We start from the raw sequence: 23300 nt of genomic DNA, 5'->3' as shown, positions 1-23300 counted from the left end.
CGTGTCCTTTTCGCCGGGAATCGAGCCATGTACAAAGTCCTCATCACGTTTGCGCTGATCGGCGGCCTGTCCGGCTGCTACGTTGCACCGCCTTATGGGTACGCGCCCGCGCCGGGCTACTACGGTTATGCGCCGGCGTATTACGCGCCGCCCATCAGCGTCGGGATCGGCGGCAACTTCCGCATCCGCTGAGCAGGCGGTACGCGCATGCGGGTCCGGCCCGCGTGCTGCGCCGCACATCGATCGGCCGCGTCGTTCGGCGCCGCGCCGCCGCCGCCATCGCCATCACCAGGGCCGACGCGCGCACCGTGTCACGACGCGTCGGCGCATCGCTCGCCCGGGTTCCTATACTTCGCAGGAAGGCCCATCCCGGCGAGGCAGCCATGTCCGTCACGCGCAAGGTCGCAATCGTGTCGAGCGTTTCCACGCTCGTCTATCTCGGGCTCGCCGTGCTCGGCATCGGCGGGTTCGCCGCCTTCTTCTCCCATCCGCAACTGATCGTCGTCGTCGTCGTGACGCTCGCGCTGGCGTTCGCCGCGATGTTCACCGAAGGCAACCTGAGCGCCGGCGAGCGCGAGAACCGCGACAACCGTTGGGTGCTCGCGGCATTCGGGGCAAGCGGGTTCCTGCTGGCCTATTTGCCCGCGCTGACCGACCGGCTCGACGTCTGGACCTTCGGCGGCGAGGCGGTGCGGTGGTTCGGCGTGGTGCTGTACGTCGCGGGCGGGGTGCTGCGCATCTGGCCCGTATTCGTGCTCGGCAAGCGCTTCAGCGGGCTGGTTGCCATCCAGCCGGGCCATACGCTGGTCACGGGCGGCATTTACCGCTACATCCGCAACCCGAGCTATCTCGGCCTGCTCGTCAATTCGATCGGCTGGGCGTGCGCGTTCCGCTCGGGTGTCGGCCTGCTGCTGGTCGCGCTGATGCTGGTGCCGCTGGTTGCGCGCATCCGCTCCGAGGAAGCGCTGCTGCGCGCACAGTTCGGCGCCGAATACGACGCGTACTTCGCGCGAACCTGGCGCCTGCTCCCGGGCGTGTACTGACCCTCATCGACGCCGGATGACCGGTTGCAGCCGGCATGGCTCGCCGCGCGTGCCCGATGTGTTGCCACGTGTGTCTCGACCGGGCGATTCCGGTGCCCGCGGCCATTCCGCCGAGGTGGGCGGGAATCGCCCGGACGCCCGTCCGGCGGGCGTTTGCGGCTTTTTCGCCGGCCTGCCGAAGCTTCCATTTTCGTAAACAACTTGTTACCAGAATGTCGACGGCAAGGAGACGGGAGCGGTGCTATTCTTCGCCGCAAGCTCATTGAAATGAATTGGTCCGGGATTCGGCACAATGCCTGGATCGACGTCGATCGGTTCAGATCGTCATCGCGAGCGGACCTTCGATAACCAGATTGCGAACAAGGAAGAATACGGGAATGTGGAAGAAAATCGCCCCCGCTCTCGTCGTCGCCGCCCTGGCTGGCGCGACCGCACTGCCGGCAATGGCCGGTGACTTGAACAACGCGCTTGGCGGCGCGCTCGGCGGGGTTGCCGGCGCAGCAGTCGGCGGCGCGGTTGGCGGCAGCACGGGCTCCGTCATCGGCGGTGCGATCGGCGGCGGCGCCGGCGGCGCCGTGACGTCGAACCGTCGCGAGCGCACCGGCGCGATCATCGGCGGCGCCCTCGGCGGCGGCGCGGGTACCGCGGCCGGCAACGCCATGGGCGGCCGCACGGGCGGCCTGCTGGGCGCGGCAGTCGGCGGCGGCGCCGGCGCGGCGCTCGGCGGCAACATGTCGCGCAGCTCGTCCGAGCGCGATCACGGCTATCGCCACCGCAAGCATCGCCACAACCGTCACTGGGACTAAGCGCCACGGGCGCGGCGCGGTGCGCGGCTTGCGCACCGGCGCGCCCGACGCGTCAGCACCCGATCCGACGGTCGGCCCGGCAGTCCGAGCCGGGCCGCCATCGCCGGCCGGACCGGCCACCTTCCGCGGTTTCAGCAGTACATCCTGTCCGCCTCGATCGACGAGGCCGGCATTCTCTCCCTTCCGCCCGACCTCTCCCGCCTGGCGACGACATCGCCGGTTGCATCCCCGTGTGCCCGATGCGCGTCCTTTACCGTCACGCCACGTCACGTTCTGAAGCCGACGCGCGTGCGTGATCGAAGCAGTGCGGCATCTGCTCATCCTTCATTCTCCTGATCGTCCGTATCGCGCCTGCGTAGGGCCCTTCACCGGCACCGCACCGCGAACCTGCGCATCAGGATTTCCCTGATACGCAAACCGCGCGACCTGCCTGTTCACCGGCCGTCGCGGACGCCGGCAGGTAGTGGGAAATCGAATGGATGTCATCGCAACATTTAATTGGTCGATCAGGATCGACTTCGCTATCGTCAACGCTGCCCGCGTACGGAATCGAACCGTGCCGTCCCCCGTGCCCCGCCGCATGACTCCGAGTGTCCGCGGCCCGGCCGCCGGACCCACAAGCATGGGTCGCACCGCCCGCTGAACCGGGCGGACCCGTCGCGAAGCCTGGCCGACCGAACGAAGGCGCACGCGCTTTCAAGCCACCCCGGCAACGATGTTCCGCCGCCGCATGCGTGCCCCACGCGCCTGTGTGCCGCGGCTGCCGTTTTTACCCGGGGCCGGACCAACCCATTGCCTGGATGCTTTATGTCTAAGACAACGTATTACGCGCCGCATGGCGGCCACCCGCCGCAGACCGATCTGCTGACCGATCGCGCGATGTTCACCGAGGCGTACGCCGTCATTCCGAAGGGCGTGATGCGTGACATCGTCACGAGCTGGCTGCCGTTCTGGACCAACACGCGCCTGTGGGTGATCGCGCGTCCGCTGTCGGGTTTCGCCGAAACCTTCTCGCAGTACATCGTCGAAGTGAACCCGGGCGGCGGCAGCGACAAGCCCGAGCAGGACAAGAACGCCGAAGCCGTGCTGTTCGTCGTCGAAGGCGAGGCCGAGCTGACGCTGCAGGGCAAGCAGCACACGCTGAAGCCGGGCGGCTACGCATTCATTCCGCCGGGCGCCGACTGGACGCTGCACAACGTCAGCGATGCAGCCGTGCGTTTCCACTGGGTCCGCAAGCACTATCAGGTCGTCGACGGCATTCCGCTGCCGGAAGCGTTCGTGACCAACGAGCAGGACGTCGAGCCGATCCCGATGCCGGGCACCAACGGCGCATGGGTGACGACGCGCTTCGTCGACATGAGCGACATGCGTCACGACATGCACGTGAACATCGTGACGTTCGAGCCGGGCGGCGTGATCCCGTTCGCCGAAACGCACGTGATGGAGCACGGCCTGTACGTGCTCGAAGGCAAGGCCGTCTATCGCCTGAACCAGGACTGGGTCGAGGTGGAGGCAGGCGACTTCATGTGGCTGCGCGCGTTCTGCCCGCAGGCATGCTATTCGGGTGGCCCCGGCCGCTTCCGCTACCTGCTGTACAAAGATGTGAACCGTCACATGAACCTGACGCTGAACCCTGCGCGCTGAGCATCGCGCAGGGAGTCGGATGCGCAAGCCCGCCGGTGAATGCCGGCGGGTTTTTTTATTGGCGCGGCGGCGGGGCGTTGTCGACGTTGTCGTGTGGCGCGCGTTGCGTGCTACACGTCGAGCGCGGCGGCGGCGAGTGCCGCGACCTGCAGCCGCGTGTCGGGCGGTTGTTCGTCTTCCATCAGCCAGATCGCCGACAGGCCGGCCCACGCGAGGATCCATTCCAGCAACCGGCGCCGGTCGAGTTGCGCCGCGTTGGCGACAAGCATGACGCGATGCTCGAAGCGCGCGGGATCGACCGCGATGTCGTGCGCGGGATTGCAGAACAGGTTCGCGTAGTCGAACGCGCGGTCGCCGCGCAGGCCTTTCGGATCGATCGCGAGCCAGCCGCGATCGCCGAAGTGAAGCACGTTGCCGTGATGGATGTCGCCATGCAGGACCGCTTCGTCGACGGATGGCCCGGCCAGCAGCCGATGCGCGGTCGCGGCCGAGCGGCACAGCACGTCGTCGTCCGCGTCGTACGACAGCAGCGAATAGAACCAGTCGTGCAGCGGCACGAGTTCGGGTGGCGCGGCGGCGCGATGTGCGTGCAGCCGTGCGACAGCGTCGCACGCGATCCGGAGCGCGTCGTCGTCGTGGCCCGCGGCCGACAGGCCGGCGAGCGTCGGCGCGGGCTGCGCGCGTTCGAGCAGCACCGCATCGCTGTCGTGCAGCCAGACCCGCGCGGCGCCATTCCCGTTCCACCACGTCATCAGCGCATTGCCGCGACGCTCTTCGTCGCACGTGGCGATTTTCAGCATCGCCGGCCGCGCGTGCCAGGCGACGGGCAGCACGCCGCCGCTCGCGGTCAGGATGGGGCCGCCGTCGGGCACGAGGTCCCACAGGCGCAGGTAGGTGTCGAACATGCCGACGATGGTACAGGCGAAGCGACGCTCGCGCCGAGCGATTCGACTGTCCGAATGAACATCCATTCCTAAATAAAATTTAGCCAGCCAAACATTGGCTAAAGATTGTTCCGGTATTCCGGCATCCCTTCGACAATGCGCGCCTTTCGTGACGGATGGGCGCGTGGTGCGCGCCCGCCGTCGCCGCATCGAAGAAGGAACCCGAATGACCGACCACACCGCTTCCCCTCCGCCGCCGTCTCCGCGTCCCGCATCGCCACGTCGCCGCACATGGCGCATCCTCGCGGGCGCGCTGCTCGGCCTGGCACTCGCGTGCGCGGGCATCGGCGCATGGACGATCCATCGCATCTGGACGCAACTGCCGTCCGTCGAGCATCTGGCCGTCTATCGTCCCGCGCTGCCGCTGCGGATTTTCGCGCGCGACGGCGAACTGCTGGCCGAATATGGCATCGAGCGCCGCGAGTTCGTGCCGCTCGAGCACATTCCACCGTTGATGCGGCACGCGCTGCTCGCGGCCGAGGACGCGAAGTTTTACGAGCACGGCGCGATCGATGTCGGCGGCCTCGCGCGCGCGACGTTCGCGAACGTCGTGACGCGGCAGCCCGGGCAGGGCGGCAGCACGATCACGATGCAGGTCGCGCGCAACTTCTACCTGACGCGCGACAAGGTGCTGAGCCGCAAGCTCGTCGAGATCCTGATGGCGATCAAGCTCGAACGCGCATACAGCAAGGACAAGCTGCTCGAGCTGTACATGAACGAGATCTATCTCGGCGAGCGCGCGTATGGTTTCGCGGCGGCCGCGCACGTGTATTTCGGCAAGCCGCTCGACGCGCTGAACGCGGGCGAGGCGGCTGTGCTCGCCGGGCTGCCGAAGGCGCCGTCGGCGTTCAACCCGGTCGTCAATCCGGCGCGCGCGACGGTACGGCGCGACTACGTGCTCGGCCGCATGCACGCGCTCGGCCAGCTCGACGATGCGACGTACCGCGCGGCGGTCGCCGCGCCGATCGCGCTGGCGACCACGCCGCCGCCCGGCATCGTCGCGGCGCCGTACGTCGCGGAGCGCGCGCGCCGGATGATGGTCGAGCGCTTTCACGACGATGCCTATACGCTGGGCCTCGACGTGACCACGACGATCTCGATGCGCGACCAGCGCGCGGCCGAAGCCGCCCTCGCGCGCACGCTGCGTCGCCAGAGCGCGAAGCGCGATGCGCGCAACGGGCTCGAAGGCGCGCTCGTGTCGCTGGATGCGGCGACCGGCGACATGCTCGCGCTCGTCGGCGGCGCGGATTTCAACCGCAACGTGTTCGACCATGCACTGCAGGCGTATCGCCAGCCGGGCTCGAGCTTCAAGCCGTTCGTCTATTCGGCGGCGCTGGAGAAGGGCTACTTCCCGGGCGTGCTGGTCGACGACACGCAGCGCACGCTCACGCATGCGGAAACCGGCGCGCGGCCGTGGCGTCCGCGCAATTTCGGCAACCACTACGAAGGTTTCATTCCGGTGCGACGCGGGCTCGTGCGCTCGAAGAACCTCGTCGCGGTCAGCCTGATGCAGGCGGCCGACCCGCGCTACGTGCAGCAGCATGCGGCGGCCTTCGGTTTCGATGCGCAGCGCAATCCGCCGTCGCTGCCGCTCGCGCTCGGCGCGGGTGCTGTGACGCCGCTCGAACTCGCGAGCGCATACGGCGTGTTCGCGAACGGCGGCATGCGGATGGTGCCGCGCCTGATCCTGTCGGTGAAGCAGCGTCATGGCGGTGCGCTGTACGACGCACCCGTGCCCGACGGCGGGCGCGTCGTGTCGGCGCGCAACGCGTTCGTGATGGACAGCATGCTGCGCGACGTGGTGCGCACCGGCACCGCGCGCGGCGCGCTCGCGCTGCGCCGCGACGACGCGGCCGGCAAGACGGGCACGTCGAACGGCTCGAAGGATGTCTGGTTCGCGGGCTATTCGTCGGGCATCGTCGCGGTCGCGTGGCTCGGCTACGACACGCCGCGGCCGATGGGGCGCGCAACCGGCGCGTCGCTCGCGCTGCCGGTCTGGCTCGACTACATGAAGACGGCCGTCGACGGACGCACGCCGCTCGAGGCGACGCCGCCGCAGGACGTCGCGCTCGCCGACGGCGATTTCGTGTACGCCGAATACCTGCGCGGCACCTGCACCGCCGACGTGCCGCCGTTCATCCGCAGCCGCTATGCGTGCGGCGGCGCGTCGGCGTCCGATGCGCCGGGCAATGACGGCCAACCCGACGCGCCGATGCCGGCAGCCGTCGACGCGGCCGAGCGCGAGCGCGTGCTCGACCTGTTCCGTACCGAAGACTGAGGCACACGATGCATACGCTTTATCTGATTGCGATCGTCGCGGAAGCGATGTCGGGCGCGCTGATGGGGATGCGGCGCGGGATGGACCGCTTCGGGCTCGCGCTGGTGGGCGCGGTGACCGCGCTCGGCGGCGGCACCGTGCGCGACGTGCTGCTCGGCCACTATCCGCTCGGCTGGATCGCCCATCCCGGGTACCTGATGATCACGCTCGCCGCGGCGACCGTCGCGTCGTGGGCCGCGCGGCACGTCGCGCGGATGAAGACGCTGTTCGTCACCGTCGACGCGATCGGCCTCGCGGCGTTCACGATCATCGGCTGCGACGTCGGCGCGTCGACGGGCACCGCGCCGATCATCGTCGTGCTCGCCGGTGCGATCACGGGGGTATGCGGCGGGATGCTGCGCGACCTGCTGTGCAACGAGATGCCGCTGATCCTGCGCGAGGAGCTGTATGCGAGCGTCGCGTTCGTCACGGGCGCGCTGTACGTCGGGATGCAGCACGTCGGCATCGACGCGGGCGTCGCGACGGCGGTCGCGCTGGCGGCGGGCTTCACGATGCGGATGCTCGCGGTGCGGCTGGGCTGGAAGATGCGGACGTTCGGCGTCGCGGATCTCGAGCATTGAGCGGGCAGGTGCGCCGGAAGCGGCGACGCGACGGATACGCCGTCGCGCCCGCATTCAGTCCGGCTGCATCACCTGGAACACATTCCCTTCCGGATCGACGCCGTCGTACATCCGGTACGCGAAGCCGTCGTAGCGCTTGAGCGCGCGCACCGTCACGCGATCGCGGACGAGGCGCGCGCGATGCGCGTCGATGTCCGTGTCGATCGAGAAGACGAGCTTCACGTGGTTCGCATCCGCGCGCGCGGGCGTCGCTGCCGCGTGACGAAACGCCGGGCCGGCCAGATGCAGCGCGAGCTCGATCGCACCGGCGTCGAGCACGGCCCATTCGTCGTCGATTGCCTCGATGACAGGAAGACCGAAATACTGCCGATAGAACGTCTTCAGCAACGCAACGTTCTGCACATACAGGATGATGCGGGTCATCGGAAGCGGCATGGGCGTCTCCTGGAAGGCGATGAGCGAATGGCGATGTCGGCCGCGCAGCACGCAGCCGGTTCATGTACCGGCGTCACACCGGCACCATGACCGGCGGCGCTCCGTCGCCCGTTTCCACCCTCTTCACCGCGAAGCCGTAGCACCGCGCGATATGGGCGGGCGTCATCACGTCGCGCGGCGCGCCGTGCGCGACGATCGTGCCGTCGGCGAGCATCGCGATCGTATCCGCATGCCGCGCGGCGAGGTTCGGATCGTGGACGATCGCGAGTACGCCGAGCCGCCATTCGCGCGCGACCTCGCGCACGGTATCGAGCAGCCGGTGTTGATGCGCGAGATCGAGCGCGGCGGTCGGTTCGTCGAGCAGCAGATAGCGCGGAGCGGTTTCCGGCGCGTCGTCGTCCGGCCACAGCTGCGCGAGCACGCGCGCGAACTGCACGCGTGCAAGCTCGCCGCCCGACAGCGTCGTCACGTCGCGTCCGACGAGCGCGTCGGCGCCCGCGCGTTCGAGCGCACACCACGCGATGTCGCGATCGCGGCGCGACGTCGCACCGCTGCGCCGCGCATGCGGATAGCGGCCGAGCAGCACGATTTCGTCGACGCTGAACGGAAACGCCGGCTGCGCGGCCTGCGGCAGCACGGCGCGCAGGCAGGCGAGCCGCGGCGCGTCGATGCGCGCGAGCGGCTCGCCGTTCAGCGTGATGTCGCCGGTCACGCGCACGCCGTTCGGCGCGACGCTGCCGGTCAGCTCTCCCGCGAAGGTCTTCAGCAGCGTGCTCTTGCCCGCGCCGTTGCGGCCGAGCAGCGCGGTCACGCGGCCCGGTTCGATCGACAGCGACAGGTTGCGGAGCACGGCGGTATGCCGGCGGGCGACGTCGAGATGATGGGCGGTCAGCATGATCGGTGAATGAAGGGTTCAGCCGCCGAGCGCGCCGCGGCTTTTCCACAGCAGCGCGAGAAAGAACGGCGCGCCGAGCAGCGCGGTGAGCACGCCGAGCGGAATCTCGGCGGGGGCCGCCGCCGTCCGGGCGGCGAGATCGGCGGTAAGCGTCAGCAGTGCGCCCAGCAGCGCGGCGCCGGGCAGCACGACGCGCTGGTCGGGGCCGCACGCGAGGCGCACGCAGTGCGGCGCGACGAGGCCGATGAAACCGATGATGCCGGCGCACGACACGAGCGCGCCGACCGCGAGCGCGACCGCGACGAGCACGCGCCGCTTCAGCCGCTGCACGGGCACGCCGAGATGCAATGCCTCGGTTTCGCCGAGCTGCAATGCGTTCAGCGCATCGCGGTCGCGCGCGAGCAGCACGCAGCCGATCGCGACGCACGGCGCGACGGCCGCCAGCGCCGACCATTGCGCGCCGCCGAGGCTGCCGAGGCTCCAGAAGGTCAGCGAGCGCAGTTGCGCGTCGTCGGCGACGAACGTGAGCAGCCCGATCGCCGCGCCGACCAGCGCGTTGATCGCGATGCCGGCGAGCAGCAGCAGCGGCAGCGCGAGCCGGCCGCGCGACGCGGCGAGCCGGTAGACGAGCGCCGCGACCGCGAGCGCGCCCGCGAATGCGGCGACGGGCAGCACGGCCGCGCTCACGTGCGCGGCGAACAGCGCGGGGCCGAGCACGATCGTCGTGGTCGCGCCGAGCGCCGCGCCGCTCGACACGCCGACGAGCCCCGGGTCCGCGAGCGGATTGCGGAACAGCGCCTGCATCGCGGCGCCGGCCGCGCCGAAGCCGCCGCCGACCAGCAGCGCGAGCACGACGCGCGGCGCGCGGATGTCGAACAGCACCGCGCGGGCCTGCCGCGCGGCCGGGTCGCCGCTCAGCGCGGCCCACGCTTCGGCGAACGGAATGCGGTAGGCGCCGATGCACAGCGCGACGACGGACATCGCACACACGAGGACGGCGAGCGCGGCCAGCGCGAATGGCGCAACGCGGCGCGACGCGCCGACGCGCGCGGCGCTGGCGTTGGCGTCGGCGTTCGACGGGTGCGACGATGCGGAGAAAGGCGAAGCATGAGCAGGCATCGGGGCGATCCGGAATCAGGCGAGCGCATCCGACAGGCGTCGGTGCAGGGTCGTGACGGCGAGCGGCAGGCGCGGGCCGAAGCCGAGCAGGAACAGCGCGTCGAGCGACACGACGCGCTGCGCGCGGCCGGCCGGCGTCGCGCCGAAGCCGGGTGCGGCGAGCAGCGCGGCGCGCCCGCCGACGGCAGCGAGCCCTTCGTCGGAGATCAGCACGATGTCCGGTGCGGCGGCGGCGAGCGCTTCGGTCGTCAGCGGCTTGTAGTGATCGAAACCCTGCATCGCGTTGCGCGCGCCCGCGTAGCGGATCATCGCGTCGGCGGCCGTGCGCTGGCCGGCGACGAGCGCCTGGTTGCCGGTGTGGTTCAGCACGAACAGCACGCGCGGCGGCTGCGCGCCGCCGGGCACGTGCGCGGCGACCGCATCGCGCGCGGCCTGCCAGTCGAGATCGAAGCGTTGCAGCAGCGCGGCGCCGGCATCGCGTACGTCGAGCGCCTGCGCGACGCCGGTGATCTTCGCGCGCACCGAGTCGACGTCGTGACGCTCGTCGAACGTCGTCACCGCGACGCCGGCGCCTTTCACCTGCGCGATCGCGGCGGGCGGGCCGGCTTCCGCCGACGCGAGCACGAGATCGGGCCGCAGCGACAGCAACCCTTCGGCCGACAGCGCGCGCTGGTAGCCGACTTTCGGCAGGCGCTTCGCGGCATCCGGATACGTGCAGGTGGTGTCCGCACCGACGAGCCGGTAGCCGCGCGCGTCGGCGCCGCCGAGCGCGAACGCGGTTTCCGCGATCGCGCCGCCGATCACGACGACGCGCTTCGGCGCGGCCTGCGCCAGCGCGCGGCCGGGCAGTACGCCCGCGAGCGCACCGGCAACCGCGCTCGCGAGCACGACGCGGCGCCGGGCATCGAACGATCGAGCGCTCACCGGGCCTCTCCGTGTGCGGCGGCCGGCAGCGTCGCGACGAGCGCGCGCCAGTCGTCGCGCTCGACCCGGCCGGGCTTGCGTTCGCCGAACAGCAGCGCGACATGGTCGCCCTGACGATCGAACAGTTCGAGCGACGTGACGATGCCGTCGCTCGTCGGCTTCTTCACGACCCATGCGGCGGCGATCATGTCCTCGCGCACGTGCAGGTTGAAGCCCGGGTCGAGCACGTTGATCCACGCACCGACCTCGCGCACGTTCGCGACGGGGCCCGTGTGGATCTGGATCATGCCCGCGTTGCCGACGAACACCATGATCGGCTGGCCGCTCTGCGCGGCGCGTTCGAGCACGTGGCGCAGCGCATGCGCGGTCTCGACCGGGTACGCATACCGCGGATCGGCGAGGCGCAGCGCCTGCATGCGGCTCACGCCGAAACGCTGCGTGATGCCGAAGAATTGGTGCGTGTCGGTCATCGCGTCCCATGCCGCACGAAAGCCCGCGACGTCGATGTCGGTGTCGGCGCGCTCGGGCGTTTTCGGCGCGGCGGGCGCGACGTCGAGCCCCGGCTGTTGCGACGCCGCGCGCCAGCGGTCGACGAATGCGTCGTACGCCGCGTGATCGCTGTGCGTGCGCAGGTACACCTTGTGGATCGCGTGACCTTGCGCATCGAAGAACTGCAGGCTCTTCAGCGGGCCGTGCGTGGTTTCGTCGTGCACCGCGAACGCGGATGCCCAGTGACGATAGAAGATGCGCAGGTCGATGTCGCCGAGCGCGAGGCCGACCGGGCCGTCGTGGCTCATCTGCGCGTATTCGCCGTCTTTCTCGTGGACGGCCGTGTCGTTGCGCGTGAGCGCCATCACGCGGCCGAGGCGCGGCATTTCCTCGAACATCGCCGGAAAGCGGGCGTCGAGCCGTACCACGTGTTCGCCGACGAACGCGGCGAGCGCCTCGCCTTCGCTGACGCCGAGCGCCTGCGCGACGTCGCGGTTACGCAGCTGACGCTCGGCCTTGAGCTTGACGAACGCGTCGCGCAAGGCGGCGGTCCCACGCGCCGGCGTGGCCGGTTGACCGGGAAGGGCGGAATGCATCATGTCGGACTCCTTCAAGTAACGGTTGGGTAGCAGCGCGCGGTGGCGCGCATCAGAAATCGACTTTCATGCTGACGGCGACGGTGCGCCCGGACGACGTGTACGCATCGAGCACCTTCGAATCGTCGGCGATGCCGCGCACGTCCGACCAGTTCCAGTATTTGCGGTCGAACAGGTTGCGGATGCCGATCGTCGCGCTCACGTGCTTGTTGAAGCGGTAGCCGCCGCGCAGGTCGACGACGAACGACGACGGCGGCGCGAAGCACGCCTTGTTCGAGCAGTCGGACGTGTCGATGTCCTTGTCGCGCTTCGCGGCCTGGAACAGCAGGTCGGTCTGCACGAACCAGCGCTCGCCCGGCTCGTAGCGCACGCCGAACACCGCCGAGAACGGGTTGACCGTGTTCAGCGGCTGGCTCGCCGCGCCGTCGTTCTGCGTCGAACCCTTCGTGAACGCCAGCGCCGTCTTCAGCGTGATGCCGTTCGGCATGATCCATTCGGCGCGGCCTTCGAGGCCGTGGATGCGCGCATCGGCGAAGTTCACGTACTGGAACACGAACGGGTCGCTCGGGCGGCCGCTGCCCGCGATCGTCGTGCGCGAGATGAAGTTGCGGTAGCGGCCGGCGAACGCGGCCGCGCTGTAGCGGACGACGCCGTAGCCGGTGCCGGCCTTGCCGCGCAGGCCCGCTTCGAACGTGTCGCTGGTCTCGGGCTTCAGGTTCGGATTGCCGATCGACGTGTAGCCGTACACCGGGTTCGAGAAGCTGCTGTTCACCTGGTCGGGCGTCGGCGCGCGGAAGCCGTGCGCATATTGCGCATAGGGAATCAGTGCGGGCGTGATCTCGTACAGCACGGCGACGCGCGGCGACACTTCGTTCGCGCTCGTCGACACCGCGGTGCCGGTAAACAGCGGATCATTCTGCGTCGGGCTCAGCCGGTACGTGTCGAAGCGCAGCCCCGGCGTGACGAGCAGCCGGCCGTAGCCGATCTGGTCCTGCACGAATGCGCCGAACAGCGTGTAGTCGGTATCGGGAAACGCCTTGTTCGGGAATGCTTCGCCGACGCCCGGCACCGTGCCGTCGCGCATGTTCGTCACGCGCGACAGGCTGCCGTCGACGCCATACAGCAGCTTGTGTGCGAACGGGCCGGTCGAGAAGCCGCTTTCGGCGAACGCGGAGCCGCCGAACGTGCGTTCCTTGTACTGGTTGTCGCGCGAGCGCGACGGCTGCGTGCCGCGCGTCTCGAACGCATATTGATCCTGCTTCGCGTCCTGGTAGTAGAACTGCACGTGCGCGTTCTGGAACCAGCGGAACGTATCGTCGCGAAAGTCGTAGTCGACGCTGAAGCGGTTGCGTTCGAGCCGGTCGTGCGTCGTGAGGCCGAGCGTGCCGGGCGGGTTGATCGCCGACAGCACGTCGGTGCTCACGCGCCGCTGCACGGTTTCGGCGGTGAACCGGATCGTGTCGCGCGCGGTGGGCGTCAGCACGAGCTTGCCGAGCAGCGATTCCGAATAGACGTCCTGAGGGTTCGACGTCGTGCGCAGCGTGCTCGCCGAATTGTTGTCGCCGCGCGTGTCGACCTCGTGGCTGCGCCGGCCGTCGGCGATGATCATCCCCTGCACGCGGTCGTTGCCGCCGGCCGCCGATACCGTCGCGCCGACGCTGCGATCGGCCGAGTCGTAGCTCGGCCGGAACGAGAAGTAGGTGGGCTTGCCGTAGATCGACAGCAGGTCGCGCGGATCTTTCGTGATGAAGTTCACGGCGCCGGTCAGCCCGTCGCTGCCGTACAGCGCCGAGGCCGGCCCGCGCAGGATCTCGATGCGCTTGAGCATGTCGAGATCCGCATAGTCGCCGCGGCCCGCTTCGAGCGGCCCGAACGAGAACGCGCTCGGCAGGCGGATGCCGTCTTCCATCAGCAGCACGCGATTGCCTTCGAGGCCGCGGATGTTGATGCTCGAATCGCCGTCGCGGCCGCCGCCGAGCGCGGCGCTGCCGGGGCGGTACGCGGTGCGGCGCACCGTGACGCCCGGCTCGTAGCGCAGTGCGTCCTTGATGTTGGTGGCCTGCTGCTCGTCGAGATCGTCGTCGGTGATCACCGACACGGACGCGGCCGTGCGGCTCGCGGCGGTGGCGGTGCGGGTGGCCGTGACGGTGACGGGGTCGAGCAGCGCATCGCCGCGCGTGGACGCGGCGGCGGTGGTCAGGACGGCAGGCGGCAGGTTGGCGCCTTGCGGCGACGAATCGGCGTGAGCCGGGGCGGCGGACAGGCCGAACGCGCCGAACAGCGCGGCACAGATCGGCTGCCGTGCCAGCGGATAGCAATGCACAGGTGGTCTCCCATTGACGATAACAAGCCCGAAGGCTGGCTGGGTGACGCGTCCACCTGGCTGGCCCGTTTGCGCGCGATACGCGGCAAACGGCGAATTGAAAGGCAACTGACAATTTTGTCAGTGTAAATGAGAATTATTATCAATACAAGGAAGACAAGGAAGCACGGCAGCGCATGCGGGTGAGCGCCGTCGTGCGCGGGGCGGACGCGCCGCGCGGGGGAAAACCGTGAGAAGCCGGCCCTAGGCCAGCGATTCGATGCGGATCAGCAGGTTGCGCGCATGCGCGATGAATGCGTCGTGCGTCGCGCGGTCGCCGTGGCCTTCGAAGCCGGCCTGTTCGGCGAACGCGAGCTGCTCGGCGTAGAGGTCGACGAGTGTGGTGCGCGCGTCGGGAGGAAGCGAGCGGATCATCGAGACGAGCAGCAGTTCCTGTGCGCGCAGCATGCCGGACAGCGATTGGGCGTTCATGCCGACCTCCTCGAACGATGCGGCGGCGTGCCGCTCGTTTCATAGTAGGTCGTTGCCGCGCGCAGCGGAAATCAGCCGGCGGCGGTCGCCGTCCGTGCATCGCGCACGATCTGCGCGACACGTTCGACGAACTCGGCGTCGACGCTCGACAGCACCTCGCGCTTGCCGTCGGGCATCTCGACCATCAGCCGGTACGTGACGTCCTGCGTGGCCCATGCGAGATAGCCGACGACGACGAGCATCACGCCGACGACGAGCGCCGCGCTCGATGCGCCGATACCGCCGGCGACGGCGGTGGCCGCGCCGATCAGCGAGATCAGCGACGGTACGAGACGATTCTTCGGGATCTTGGCGACGTCGACGTCGCGGATGTCGCGCAGCGGGAAGACCTGGCCCGCGGCGGACAGGCCGTTGCGCGTGACCATCACGCCGCGTTCATTGAATGCGTTTTCCATCGTATGTGGCGTGGACGAAAACGCGCAGCGTAGCAGACTTCGTTGCCGCGTCAAACGAGGCCGAGTGCCGCATGACATGCGCGGAGCAGCCGGCATGCGGATGACGGGCGCAATGGAAGGGGCGTCAGAACTGCAGCCGGCCGTCGCCGTACAGGCGGCCCGGCACGTGCGATGCGACGACTTCGGCGATCTCTTCGTCGGTCGATTCGGCCGGTACGATCTGGCGTCGCGCGGGCGCGTCGAGATGCATCGTCCATTCGACGAGCCGGTACGGGCGGCCCCACGGGCGCTGCATTTCCACCGACACGCGGCAGCTCTGGACGGGAAGCGAATGCCGGCGCGTCAGAATCGCGTGCAGATGGCTGAAAACGGTATCTTCGATCATCATGGCCTCCGATCCTGTCTTGTGGTCAGTCGATGGCGGTGCCGTAGTGGGTGTCAAAAAAAAAGCCGCCGATGCTCAGGCGGCCAACAGGGGGGGTGAGAGCATCCTCTCAGCCCAGAATTAAGCGAAACTTAAAAGCCCATAAAAAAGCGCCCCGCGTGGAGCGGGGCGCTTCTTGCCGTCGTGATCCGCGAGTTAAGCGGATGCTTTAGAACTTGTGACGGATACCGACGCGAGCGGCGATCTGGTTCTTCGAATCGCTGCCCGACGTGCTGAAGTAGCTCGTGCTCGAACCGATCTGCGCTTGCACGCCGTTGCCCGATGCCTTCTGACCGACGACCAGGGCATACACGTCCGTACGCTTGCTGAGCGCGTAGTCCAGCGCCAGGTTGCCCTGGTTCCAGTGCGCCGAGTTGCCGCTTTGCGTTGCGTTCGTGTACGTGTAGCCGACGGCTGCCGACAGGGCCGGCGTGATCGCATACTTCAGGCCTGCTTCGTATGCGTTGTAGAACGTGCCCGATGCGCCTGCGGCGACCGGGGTGAACTGCGTGCGCGTCCACAGCGCCCATGCCGTTGCCGGGCCGAAGATGTAGCGGCCGCCCACGCCGTACGTGCGCAGGTCGCGGATGTTGGTCAGCGCGATGTTCGCGATCGACGTCGAGAACGCCGGCGATGCCTGGCTCGGGAAGCGGATGTCCGTGTATGCGGCGCCGAGGGCGAACGGGCCGTTCGCGTAGTTCAGGCCGAAGCTGTATGCACGCGACGAACCGGCCGTCGTCGTGGTGCCCGTCGTCGTCGACGGTGCGCCGGCGAAGTCGGTCGAGTTCGAGAAGCCGTACAACGCGCCGAACGTGAAGCCGGCGTAGTTCGCGCTCTGGAACTTCACCGCGTTGTTGATGCGGCTCGACGTGAGCTGGTCGATGTCGTTCACGTGGTACGCGTAGTTGCCGTCGACCGTGTTGCCGCCCGTCGAGTAGTTCGAACCGAGGATGTCGGTCGAGAACGAGTACTGACGGCCGAACGTCAGCGTGCCGTATTGCGCCTGGCTCAGGCCGACATAAGCCTGGCGGCCGAAGATCGCGCCGCCCTGGCCGATCGTGCCGTTGCCGCTGTTGAAGCCGTTTTCGAGCACGAAGATCGCCTTCAGGCCGCCACCGAGGTCTTCGGTGCCGCGCAGGCCCCAACGGCTGCCCTGGGCCACGCCGTCGTCGTACTTGAACAGCTTGCTGCTGCCGCCAGCGGCATCCTTGCTGTGGTTAACGTAGCTGATACCGGCATCGATCACGCCGTACAGGGTGACGCTGCTTTGCGCGTGCGCCGCGCCAGTCGTGGCGGTGAGGACGGCGAGGGTCAACAGTTTCTTGTTCAAAGGATTCTCCGAGCGAATAAATGGCGTGTCCAGTTGCGGTTCCGGCGCTCTCTATGGGCGCTTTCACGGACCGGTTGCAACTTTATCGGCAGGCCACGTAATGATTGTGACAGTGTTTGTCATATGACGAATGTGTGGTGCCGATGCGACACTGGATTCTGCCTGCTTGTACAGCGGGGAGTTATACCGATTCCGTCTGAGCGTCGATCGGGCGGCGGAATAAGCACATGAAATAAGCTTGGTTGGTGCCGTTCCGGCCCCGTGACAGGATGCGTGTTCAACAACGACACGGGACAAGAGGAACACCATGCGACGTTCGATCCTGACCGGCCTCGGCGCGCTCGCCGCGGCGCTGGCCTTTGCGGCGCCCGGCGCGCACGCCGACCCGCAGACGCTGAAGATCGGCACGATGAGCGGCCCCGACGCGCAGATCTGGACCGAGGTGACGAAGGTCGCCGCGCGCGAAGGCCTCGCGATCAAGGTCATCGAGTTCAACGATTACGTGCAGCCGAACGCGGCGCTCGATTCGGGCGACCTCGATGCGAACGGCTTCCAGCACCAGCCGTTCCTCGACAGCCAGATCAAGCAGCGCGGCTACAAGATCGTCAACGTCGGCCTGACCTACACGGCGCCGATGGGCTTTTATTCGAAGAAGCTCAAGTCGCTGAAGGATTTGCCGGTCGGCGCGAAGGTCGGGATCCAGAACGATCCGTCGAACGGCAACCGCGCGCTGCTGCTGCTGCAGAAATACGGGGTGATCAAGCTGAAGGCGGGCGCCGGCACGAACGGCGTGAACGCGACGCCGCTCGACGTCGCAGAGAACCCGAAGAAGATCAAGATCGTCGAGCTCGACGCCGCGCAACTGCCGCGCGCGCTGCCCGACCTCGACGCCGCGTCGATCAACACCGACTACGCGGTGAAGGCGGGGCTCACGCCGGTGAAGGACGCGATCGCGATCGAGGATCTGCGCGGGCCGTACGCGAACCTGATCGCGGTGCGCGCGCAGGACAAGGACAAGCCGTGGGTGAAGAAGCTCGTGGCGGCCTATGAATCGGACGACGTGCGCAAGTTCATCGACCAGAAGTTCGGCGGCGCGATCGTGCCGGCGTTCTGAGCATCGACGCACGCCGCTGCCCGGCACCGTTGCCGGGCATGCCGCGAAGCCGAAAAGCAAATCGCCCGCGCAAGCGGGCGATTTCGTTGCTGCGCGCCGTTGCGCGGCGCGCGGGCCGGTTGTTCGGGCCGGCTGTTCGGGCCGCTCAGGCCGACAGCAGCGACCCGGTACGGATCGGCGTGGCGCCCGCGATGCGCGCGACTTCCATGCCGGCCGTCGCGAAGCGCACGATCTGGCGCGCGTACAGCACGCCGGACACGCTGCTCTTCAGCGTGATCACGCGGTCGGTCAGCGGATCGACGATGTCGGCCACTTCCTGGCCGGCCTCGATCCACGCGCCGACCGGCGTGCGGAACACGATCACGCCGGACACCGGCGCGACGAGCGGATCGGTGCCCGCGAGCGGCGTGGCCGGATACGCGAGCGGCGGCAGCGGCGCGGGCGTGCCGTCGATGACGCCGCGCTCGGTCAGGTATTCGACGATCCCTTGCGCATCCTTCTCCGCGAACTCGTACGACACGTCGCGCTCGCTGCGCAGTTCCACCGTGACGGAAATCGCGCCGTTCGGGATCGGGAAGCGATCGCCGAAGCGGTTGCGCAGGTCGGACCAGCAGAAGCTGTGGATCTCGTCGAACGGATTGCCGACCGAATTCAGCGCGAGCAGCGACGCCTGGGCGTCGAGATAGCGCGCCAGCGGCTCGACGTCTTCCCACAGGTCGGGGTTCGTATAGAGGTGCAGTACCGCGTCGCTGTCGCAATGCAGGTCGAGCACGATGTCCGCATCGAACGACAGCTTCTGCAGCGCGAGACGCTGCGAGTCGAGCTCGGTGCGCGGCATCTGCTCGTGGAGCGCTTCGCGCATCGCGGCGCGTACCGCGGCGAGGTTGCGCTGTGCGTCGTTCGTCAGGTGGCTTTCGATACGCGGCAGCACGAGCGCCGCGAGATCGTAGAAATTGCGGTTGAAGTTCTGCATCGAGCCGAGATCGAAGCGGCCGAGGTGGTCGCCGAACACGTGCTGCGACAGGCCGATCGGGTTCGGCACGGGCACGATGACGACTTCGCCGCGCAGCTTGCCGGCGGTCTCGAGCGCGGCGATCTTGCGACGCAGCAGCGCGGCGACCAGCATGCCGGGCAGTTCGTCCGCGTGCAGCGACGACTGGATGTAGACCTTCTTGCCGCCGCGCGGGCCGTAGTGGAAGCTCGTGATCTGGCGTTCGGTGCCGACGGCGGGGGAAATCAGCGGATGGGTCTGCGTTTGCATGATGGGGAGAGTGCGGCGCAGCCGCGAGTGATCCGGTATGCGTGGAAGGTCGATTGTACGTTGCCTTCGCCGAACCTATCAAACCGCGCCCCGAACACGCTCTTTTCCTTTGCGAATCATCAGGTTGGCGCGTAAAAAATAACGTTGCGGCGGCGCCTCCGCCGGGTGTTTTTCGCCGTGTCCGGCTGCGTGCGGGCAAAAAAACGGGCTCCTTGCGGAGCCCGTCTGCGCGGATGCGAAGCGCGCTTTTACGCGCGATTACTTGCCGTAGACATCGAAATCGAAGTACTTCTTCGCGATCTTGTCGTACGTGCCGTCCTTGCGCATGCCGGCGATCGCGCCGTCGATCTGCGTCTTCAGGTCGGTGTCTTCCTTGCGCAGGCCGATGCCGGCGCCGTTGCCGAGCGTCTTCGGATCGTCGATATCCTTGCCGGCGAAGTCGAAGCTCGCGCCGCGCGGCGTCTTCAGGAAGCCGATTTCAGCCTGCACCGCGTCCTGCAGTGCGCCGTCCAGACGGCCCGAGATCAGGTCGGCGTAGACCTGGTCCTGGTTCTGGTAAGGCACGACGTTCACGCCCTTCGGCGCCCAGTAGGTCTTCGCGTAGGTTTCCTGAATCGTGCCCTGCTCGACGCCGACCGACTTGCCCTTCAACGAGTCGGCCGTCGGCAGCAGGCCCGCGCCCTTCTTCGTGACGAGGCGCGTCGGCGTGTTGAACAGCTTCGCCGAGAACGCGATCTGTTCCTGACGCGCCGGCGTCATCGACATCGACGACAGCACGCCGTCGAACTTGCGGGCCTTCAGCGCCGGGATCATCCCGTCGAAGTCGTTTTCGATCCACACGCATTTCGCGTGCATGCGGCGGCAGATTTCATTGCCGAGATCGACGTCGAAGCCGACCACCTTGCCGCTTGCGTCTTTCGATTCGAAAGGCGGGTAGCTTGCGTCGACGCCGAAGCGTACGGTCGTCCATTCCTTCGCGTAGGCGCTGCCGGCCGATACGGCGAGCACGGCAACGGTCACAGCCGCAAGAATCTTTTTCACTCGGTGACTCCTCGTTTTGTTCGATGGGTGCGCGGTTGTGCCGCGCCGTAAGCCTTCGGCCCGGCGCGGTTTCGCGTCGGACTGTCCGTTTCGCCTGCCCGATGCGGGCGCGCGACGTGCGCAAGATTATCAAGACAAAATGCCGGTGGGGCGCCTAGGACATGCCCCGATACCGGACCCGACGGCCGTGCGGACCTGCGCGACCGTTTCAGACGAAGGAACGATTCAGCCGAGCGTTTCGTTGACCGCGCGCTGCAGGCACGTGACGAATTGCGAGACGGCGGGCGTCGGCAGCAGGTCGCGCCGCGCGATGATCGACAGGTCGAAGCGCGGCATGCTTTCGTCGAGTTCGGCCGTGCGGATGCCGAGCGGCGCCACCCTCGCGGCCAGCGGGCGCGTGAAGCAGCCGATCACGTCGGAGTGCGCGACGAGGCCGAGCGTCACCGCGAACGACATCGGCGAGCGCAGCAGGCGCTTCGGCAGCGGCAGCCCGCGCGCCTCGAACATCGCGATCATCACGCTGTGCGGAAACTGCTCGGCGCCGACCGTGACGATCCACTCGGCGTCGAGTAATTCCTCTAACCGGCGCGCGTGCGCGAGCGGATGCCCTTCGCGCATCACGACGGTGAACTCGGTCGACAGCAGCGGCACCTGCGTGAAATCGCGGTCGAGCGCGGGCACATGGTGCATCGCAGCGATGTCGAGCGTGCCGTTGCGCAGTTGCGCGAGCGCGTCGGGCACCGTCACTTCCTCGAGATGCAGGCTCACGTTCGGCATCGAGCGGCGGAATGCCGTCACCGCATGCGGCAGCGCGGTCAGCGCGATCGACGGCATCGTGCCGACCGCGACGCGCCCCGACATTTCTCCCTTCACCTGCTCGACGGCCTCGACCGTGCGGCGCATGTCGCCGAGCAGTTGCTCGGCGCGCGGCAGCAGCGCGTGGCCGCACGCGGTCAATTCGACGCCGCGCACGCTGCGCACCAGCAGTTCCGCGTTCAGCGCGGTTTCGAGTTCGCGGATCGTATGCGTGATCGCGGGCTGCGTGACGCCGAGCTCGCGCGCGGCGGCGCGCAGGCTCTTGTGATGCGCGGCGGAGACGAACGCCTGGAGCTGCGCGATGTTCAGTTGGTTTCGGATGCGGGTCATCGATCGGATTCGGATCTCGCGGCGGGCCGGGCGCCGGCGCGAAGAACGATAGGGTAGCGCGTCGCGGGGCGGACGCCGGGCGCAGCGAAGATCGCCGGGCGGCGGACGGCGTTTTTTGAGCCGCTTTTTCGCGGCGCGCTGGTCAGGATTGCAGATGACGCGGCACGCGTGTTTGCGGATGCGGCGTATCGCGCATGCGTTCGAGCGTGGCCGTGCGCGCGTCAGGCGAGCGCCGCTTCGACCGCCGTCAGCGTGCGGCGCCGGATCCAGCCGCTCGCCAGCCGGATCGCGAGCCAGTACGGCGTGAACAGCCACCGCGTGCGCGTACTCGGGCAGTGCACGAAGGTTTCCGTGCGCAGCACGTGCGCGCCGGCCGCGAGCCCGACGACTTCGAATCGCAGCACCAGCTTGGCGTCGCGCGGGTCGTCGTGCCGCACGAAGGCCGTGGCGTCGGCGATCGTCCGTACGTCGGGCGTCGGGCGCCAGAAGCGTCCGACGAGCCCCAGCGACAGCGATGTGTCGTCGCGATGCAGCAGTGTGAACGTGTCGAAGCCGAAGCGGGCGTGCCCGGCTGGGGCCGGGAGGTTGCCCAGCGCGCGGGCGATGGCCGCCGGCGATTCACGCACGGCGAGCAGCGCGTCGATCACCGGATCGGCGCGCATGTCGAGCGAAGCCACGGCGTCGATGATGCGTGACGGCGGTGCGTCGATCGGCCGCGATTCATGAACTTCGATGAAGCCGAACGACGGGATGAACGGCGGCTTGCGCGCCGCGGTCCGCATGTCTGATTCGGAAACGATGCCGAACGGATTCATGAGCGGCTTCGGAGGAGAAAGCGCGATCGTAGCACCGGGTGCGGATTGGCGCCGCGAGGCTGGCCGCATCGCGTCCCGGCACGAAGGGGGCGCGGCGTTCGAGCCGACGGTTGCGAACCCGGGCAACCGGGATGCGGGGGTGCGTCGGGCATCAGGCGGCGGCGCGCCGAACGCGCCGGAACGGCACGTCCACGCACGGCGGTGCGCGACGCGTCGATGTGGCATGCTGAGCGGAACGATGCGCGGTTTGCGTCAACACACCTTCCGTTTCTTCTGCATTTTTCAATTCGTCATGTCCCGAAAAGCAGCCTCGTCGCGCCACGACTGGATGATGCACGCCACGCCGGTAGACGGCATCGAGCGCATCGAAGCGTGGTTTCAAGGCAATGCGTATGCGATGCATCGGCACGATACGTACGCGATCGGCCGCACGCTCGCAGGCGTACAGAGTTTCAACTATCGCCGTTGTCGTCGCGATAGTCTCCCGGGAAATACGATGGTGCTGCATCCCGACGAGGCGCACGACGGCCAGGCCGGTACGGGCGAAGGATTCCGCTATCGGATGATTTACGTCGAGCCCGCGCTGTTCCAGGCGGTGCTGGGCGGTCGCGCGTTGCCGTTCATCGAAGGCGGCGTGACGAGCGATCCGCGTATCGCGGCCGCGACGGAAAGCCTGCTGCAACACGTCGGGCACATGCTCGAGCCGCTCGAACAGGGCGAAGCGCTGGTCGAACTCGTACACGCGCTTGCCGCCGTCGCCGACATGCCGCGTTCGCGAGGAAAAGGCGATTATCTGGCGGCGCGCCGTGCGCGTGACTATCTGCATGCAAACTTCACGCGCGTCGTCACGCTCGACGAACTGGAAATCGTGACGGGACGAGACCGCTGGCGTCTCTCCCACGATTTCCGGACCTTCTACGGCACGAGTCCGTATCGCTATCTGACGATGCGCCGGCTGGGTGCCGTGCGCGGCATGCTGCGTGCGGGCGCGCCGCTTGCGGGCGCGGCGGCCGATGCCGGCTTCGCCGATCAAAGCCACATGACACGCCATTTTCTGAAGGCCTTCGGTCACACGCCGGGGCACTGGCTCCAGGTCGTAGGCGCGATGCGCCGCGGGTGAGCGGCGT

Annotated in this window: 23 protein-coding genes; 8 read left to right on the top strand and 15 right to left on the bottom strand. The window is 68.2% G+C overall.

Annotated features, from left to right (window positions below; genetic code table 11):
* The first annotated feature begins 27 nt into the window (after positions 1-27).
* From DCN14_RS38410 to DCN14_RS13550, 4 genes are all read left to right on the top strand, one after another.
* Entirely contained in the window at positions 28-192 is a 165-nt protein-coding gene (locus DCN14_RS38410) for a hypothetical protein (protein WP_172441920.1), read from the top strand.
* Positions 193-383: 191 nt separating this feature from the next.
* A complete protein-coding gene (locus DCN14_RS13560; protein WP_096506526.1) occupies positions 384-1043 on the top strand; it encodes an isoprenylcysteine carboxylmethyltransferase family protein in 660 nt (219 codons plus the stop codon).
* 377 nt (positions 1044-1420) lie between these two features.
* Positions 1421-1849, top strand: a complete 429-nt coding sequence (locus DCN14_RS13555; protein WP_096506527.1) for a hypothetical protein — start codon at positions 1421-1423, stop codon at positions 1847-1849.
* Positions 1850-2656: 807 nt separating this feature from the next.
* On the top strand, positions 2657-3493 hold the full coding sequence (locus DCN14_RS13550) for a bifunctional allantoicase/(S)-ureidoglycine aminohydrolase (RefSeq protein WP_096506528.1): 837 nt from the start codon (positions 2657-2659) through the stop codon (positions 3491-3493).
* A gap of 110 nt (positions 3494-3603) precedes the next feature.
* Here the strand turns inward: DCN14_RS13550 and DCN14_RS13545 are convergent, their stop codons facing one another.
* Positions 3604-4398 carry an aminoglycoside phosphotransferase family protein gene (locus tag DCN14_RS13545; RefSeq protein ID WP_096506529.1) on the bottom strand — a complete coding sequence of 265 codons (795 nt, stop codon included), beginning with the start codon at positions 4396-4398 and terminating at the stop codon, positions 3604-3606.
* Between the two features lie 205 nt (positions 4399-4603).
* Between DCN14_RS13545 and DCN14_RS13540 the strand changes: the two genes are divergently transcribed.
* Positions 4604-6715 (top strand): PBP1A family penicillin-binding protein, encoded by a 2112-nt coding sequence (locus DCN14_RS13540; protein ID WP_096506530.1) that lies wholly within the window; start codon positions 4604-4606, stop codon positions 6713-6715.
* A gap of 8 nt (positions 6716-6723) precedes the next feature.
* On the top strand, positions 6724-7335 hold the full coding sequence (locus DCN14_RS13535; protein ID WP_096506531.1) for a trimeric intracellular cation channel family protein: 612 nt from the start codon (positions 6724-6726) through the stop codon (positions 7333-7335).
* Positions 7336-7389: 54 nt separating this feature from the next.
* On the opposite strand, the gene DCN14_RS13530 is transcribed toward DCN14_RS13535, so the two are convergent.
* The 10 genes from DCN14_RS13530 to DCN14_RS13485 form a co-directional block, all read right to left on the bottom strand.
* Complete coding sequence (locus tag DCN14_RS13530; RefSeq protein ID WP_096506647.1) at positions 7390-7770, bottom strand: VOC family protein; 381 nt, start codon at positions 7768-7770, stop codon at positions 7390-7392.
* Between the two features lie 73 nt (positions 7771-7843).
* Entirely contained in the window at positions 7844-8665 is an 822-nt protein-coding gene (locus DCN14_RS13525; RefSeq protein WP_096506532.1) for a heme ABC transporter ATP-binding protein, read from the bottom strand.
* Positions 8666-8683: 18 nt separating this feature from the next.
* Complete coding sequence (locus tag DCN14_RS13520) at positions 8684-9784, bottom strand: iron ABC transporter permease (RefSeq protein WP_096506533.1); 1101 nt, start codon at positions 9782-9784, stop codon at positions 8684-8686.
* Between the two features lie 15 nt (positions 9785-9799).
* Complete coding sequence (locus tag DCN14_RS13515; protein WP_240327301.1) at positions 9800-10672, bottom strand: ABC transporter substrate-binding protein; 873 nt, start codon at positions 10670-10672, stop codon at positions 9800-9802.
* A gap of 32 nt (positions 10673-10704) precedes the next feature.
* Entirely contained in the window at positions 10705-11796 is a 1092-nt protein-coding gene (locus tag DCN14_RS13510; protein WP_096506535.1) for a ChuX/HutX family heme-like substrate-binding protein, read from the bottom strand.
* A 49-nt stretch (positions 11797-11845) separates the two neighbouring features.
* Positions 11846-14116: a TonB-dependent hemoglobin/transferrin/lactoferrin family receptor gene (locus DCN14_RS13505; protein ID WP_096506536.1), complete on the bottom strand. Its 2271-nt coding sequence runs from the start codon at positions 14114-14116 to the stop codon at positions 11846-11848.
* Between the two features lie 243 nt (positions 14117-14359).
* On the bottom strand, positions 14360-14587 hold the full coding sequence (locus DCN14_RS13500) for a hypothetical protein (protein WP_096506537.1): 228 nt from the start codon (positions 14585-14587) through the stop codon (positions 14360-14362).
* 71 nt (positions 14588-14658) lie between these two features.
* Entirely contained in the window at positions 14659-15042 is a 384-nt protein-coding gene (locus DCN14_RS13495) for a DUF6232 family protein (RefSeq protein ID WP_096506538.1), read from the bottom strand.
* A gap of 124 nt (positions 15043-15166) precedes the next feature.
* A complete protein-coding gene (locus DCN14_RS13490; protein ID WP_059528608.1) occupies positions 15167-15427 on the bottom strand; it encodes a DUF2866 domain-containing protein in 261 nt (86 codons plus the stop codon).
* A gap of 208 nt (positions 15428-15635) precedes the next feature.
* A complete protein-coding gene (locus DCN14_RS13485; RefSeq protein WP_096506539.1) occupies positions 15636-16796 on the bottom strand; it encodes a porin in 1161 nt (386 codons plus the stop codon).
* A gap of 307 nt (positions 16797-17103) precedes the next feature.
* Here DCN14_RS13485 and DCN14_RS13480 point away from each other — a divergent pair, with 307 nt between their 5' ends.
* Positions 17104-17910: a MetQ/NlpA family lipoprotein gene (locus tag DCN14_RS13480; RefSeq protein ID WP_096506540.1), complete on the top strand. Its 807-nt coding sequence runs from the start codon at positions 17104-17106 to the stop codon at positions 17908-17910.
* 145 nt (positions 17911-18055) lie between these two features.
* Here DCN14_RS13480 and DCN14_RS13475 read toward each other — a convergent pair whose 3' ends face one another.
* The 4 genes from DCN14_RS13475 to DCN14_RS13460 all read right to left on the bottom strand — a co-directional run bounded on the left by DCN14_RS13475 (position 18056) and on the right by DCN14_RS13460 (position 22173).
* Positions 18056-19171: a succinylglutamate desuccinylase/aspartoacylase family protein gene (locus tag DCN14_RS13475; protein ID WP_096506541.1), complete on the bottom strand. Its 1116-nt coding sequence runs from the start codon at positions 19169-19171 to the stop codon at positions 18056-18058.
* A gap of 258 nt (positions 19172-19429) precedes the next feature.
* Positions 19430-20212: an ABC transporter substrate-binding protein gene (locus DCN14_RS13470; RefSeq protein ID WP_096506542.1), complete on the bottom strand. Its 783-nt coding sequence runs from the start codon at positions 20210-20212 to the stop codon at positions 19430-19432.
* 225 nt (positions 20213-20437) lie between these two features.
* Positions 20438-21358: a LysR substrate-binding domain-containing protein gene (locus DCN14_RS13465; RefSeq protein ID WP_162826199.1), complete on the bottom strand. Its 921-nt coding sequence runs from the start codon at positions 21356-21358 to the stop codon at positions 20438-20440.
* A 221-nt stretch (positions 21359-21579) separates the two neighbouring features.
* Positions 21580-22173 carry a hypothetical protein gene (locus DCN14_RS13460; protein WP_096506543.1) on the bottom strand — a complete coding sequence of 198 codons (594 nt, stop codon included), beginning with the start codon at positions 22171-22173 and terminating at the stop codon, positions 21580-21582.
* A 292-nt stretch (positions 22174-22465) separates the two neighbouring features.
* Here DCN14_RS13460 and DCN14_RS13455 point away from each other — a divergent pair, with 292 nt between their 5' ends.
* Positions 22466-23293: an AraC family transcriptional regulator gene (locus DCN14_RS13455; protein WP_096506649.1), complete on the top strand. Its 828-nt coding sequence runs from the start codon at positions 22466-22468 to the stop codon at positions 23291-23293.
* Positions 23294-23300 lie beyond the last annotated feature (7 nt).

Origin of the sequence: Burkholderia sp. IDO3, from assembly GCF_003366075.1 — a bacterium.
Taxonomy (GTDB): domain Bacteria; phylum Pseudomonadota; class Gammaproteobacteria; order Burkholderiales; family Burkholderiaceae; genus Burkholderia; species Burkholderia anthina.
This window is presented reverse-complemented; position numbering and strand designations above follow the sequence as displayed.

Bases quoted from the DNA above. Each gene is read 5' to 3' on its own strand.
- DCN14_RS38410 (WP_172441920.1), top strand. From the start codon at position 28: ATGTACAAAGTCCTCATCACGTTTGCGCTGATCGGCGGCCTGTCCGGC.
- DCN14_RS13560 (WP_096506526.1), top strand. From the start codon at position 384: ATGTCCGTCACGCGCAAGGTCGCAATCGTGTCGAGCGTTTCCACGCTC.
- DCN14_RS13555 (WP_096506527.1), top strand. From the start codon at position 1,421: ATGTGGAAGAAAATCGCCCCCGCTCTCGTCGTCGCCGCCCTGGCTGGC.
- DCN14_RS13550 (WP_096506528.1), top strand. From the start codon at position 2,657: ATGTCTAAGACAACGTATTACGCGCCGCATGGCGGCCACCCGCCGCAG.
- DCN14_RS13545 (WP_096506529.1), bottom strand. From the start codon at position 4,398: ATGTTCGACACCTACCTGCGCCTGTGGGACCTCGTGCCCGACGGCGGC.
- DCN14_RS13540 (WP_096506530.1), top strand. From the start codon at position 4,604: ATGACCGACCACACCGCTTCCCCTCCGCCGCCGTCTCCGCGTCCCGCA.
- DCN14_RS13535 (WP_096506531.1), top strand. From the start codon at position 6,724: ATGCATACGCTTTATCTGATTGCGATCGTCGCGGAAGCGATGTCGGGC.
- DCN14_RS13530 (WP_096506647.1), bottom strand. From the start codon at position 7,770: ATGCCGCTTCCGATGACCCGCATCATCCTGTATGTGCAGAACGTTGCG.
- DCN14_RS13525 (WP_096506532.1), bottom strand. From the start codon at position 8,665: ATGCTGACCGCCCATCATCTCGACGTCGCCCGCCGGCATACCGCCGTG.
- DCN14_RS13520 (WP_096506533.1), bottom strand. From the start codon at position 9,784: ATGCCTGCTCATGCTTCGCCTTTCTCCGCATCGTCGCACCCGTCGAAC.
- DCN14_RS13510 (WP_096506535.1), bottom strand. From the start codon at position 11,796: ATGATGCATTCCGCCCTTCCCGGTCAACCGGCCACGCCGGCGCGTGGG.
- DCN14_RS13500 (WP_096506537.1), bottom strand. From the start codon at position 14,587: ATGAACGCCCAATCGCTGTCCGGCATGCTGCGCGCACAGGAACTGCTG.
- DCN14_RS13495 (WP_096506538.1), bottom strand. From the start codon at position 15,042: ATGGAAAACGCATTCAATGAACGCGGCGTGATGGTCACGCGCAACGGC.
- DCN14_RS13490 (WP_059528608.1), bottom strand. From the start codon at position 15,427: ATGATCGAAGATACCGTTTTCAGCCATCTGCACGCGATTCTGACGCGC.
- DCN14_RS13480 (WP_096506540.1), top strand. From the start codon at position 17,104: ATGCGACGTTCGATCCTGACCGGCCTCGGCGCGCTCGCCGCGGCGCTG.
- DCN14_RS13475 (WP_096506541.1), bottom strand. From the start codon at position 19,171: ATGCAAACGCAGACCCATCCGCTGATTTCCCCCGCCGTCGGCACCGAA.
- DCN14_RS13465 (WP_162826199.1), bottom strand. From the start codon at position 21,358: ATGACCCGCATCCGAAACCAACTGAACATCGCGCAGCTCCAGGCGTTC.
- DCN14_RS13460 (WP_096506543.1), bottom strand. From the start codon at position 22,173: ATGAATCCGTTCGGCATCGTTTCCGAATCAGACATGCGGACCGCGGCG.
- DCN14_RS13455 (WP_096506649.1), top strand. From the start codon at position 22,466: ATGTCCCGAAAAGCAGCCTCGTCGCGCCACGACTGGATGATGCACGCC.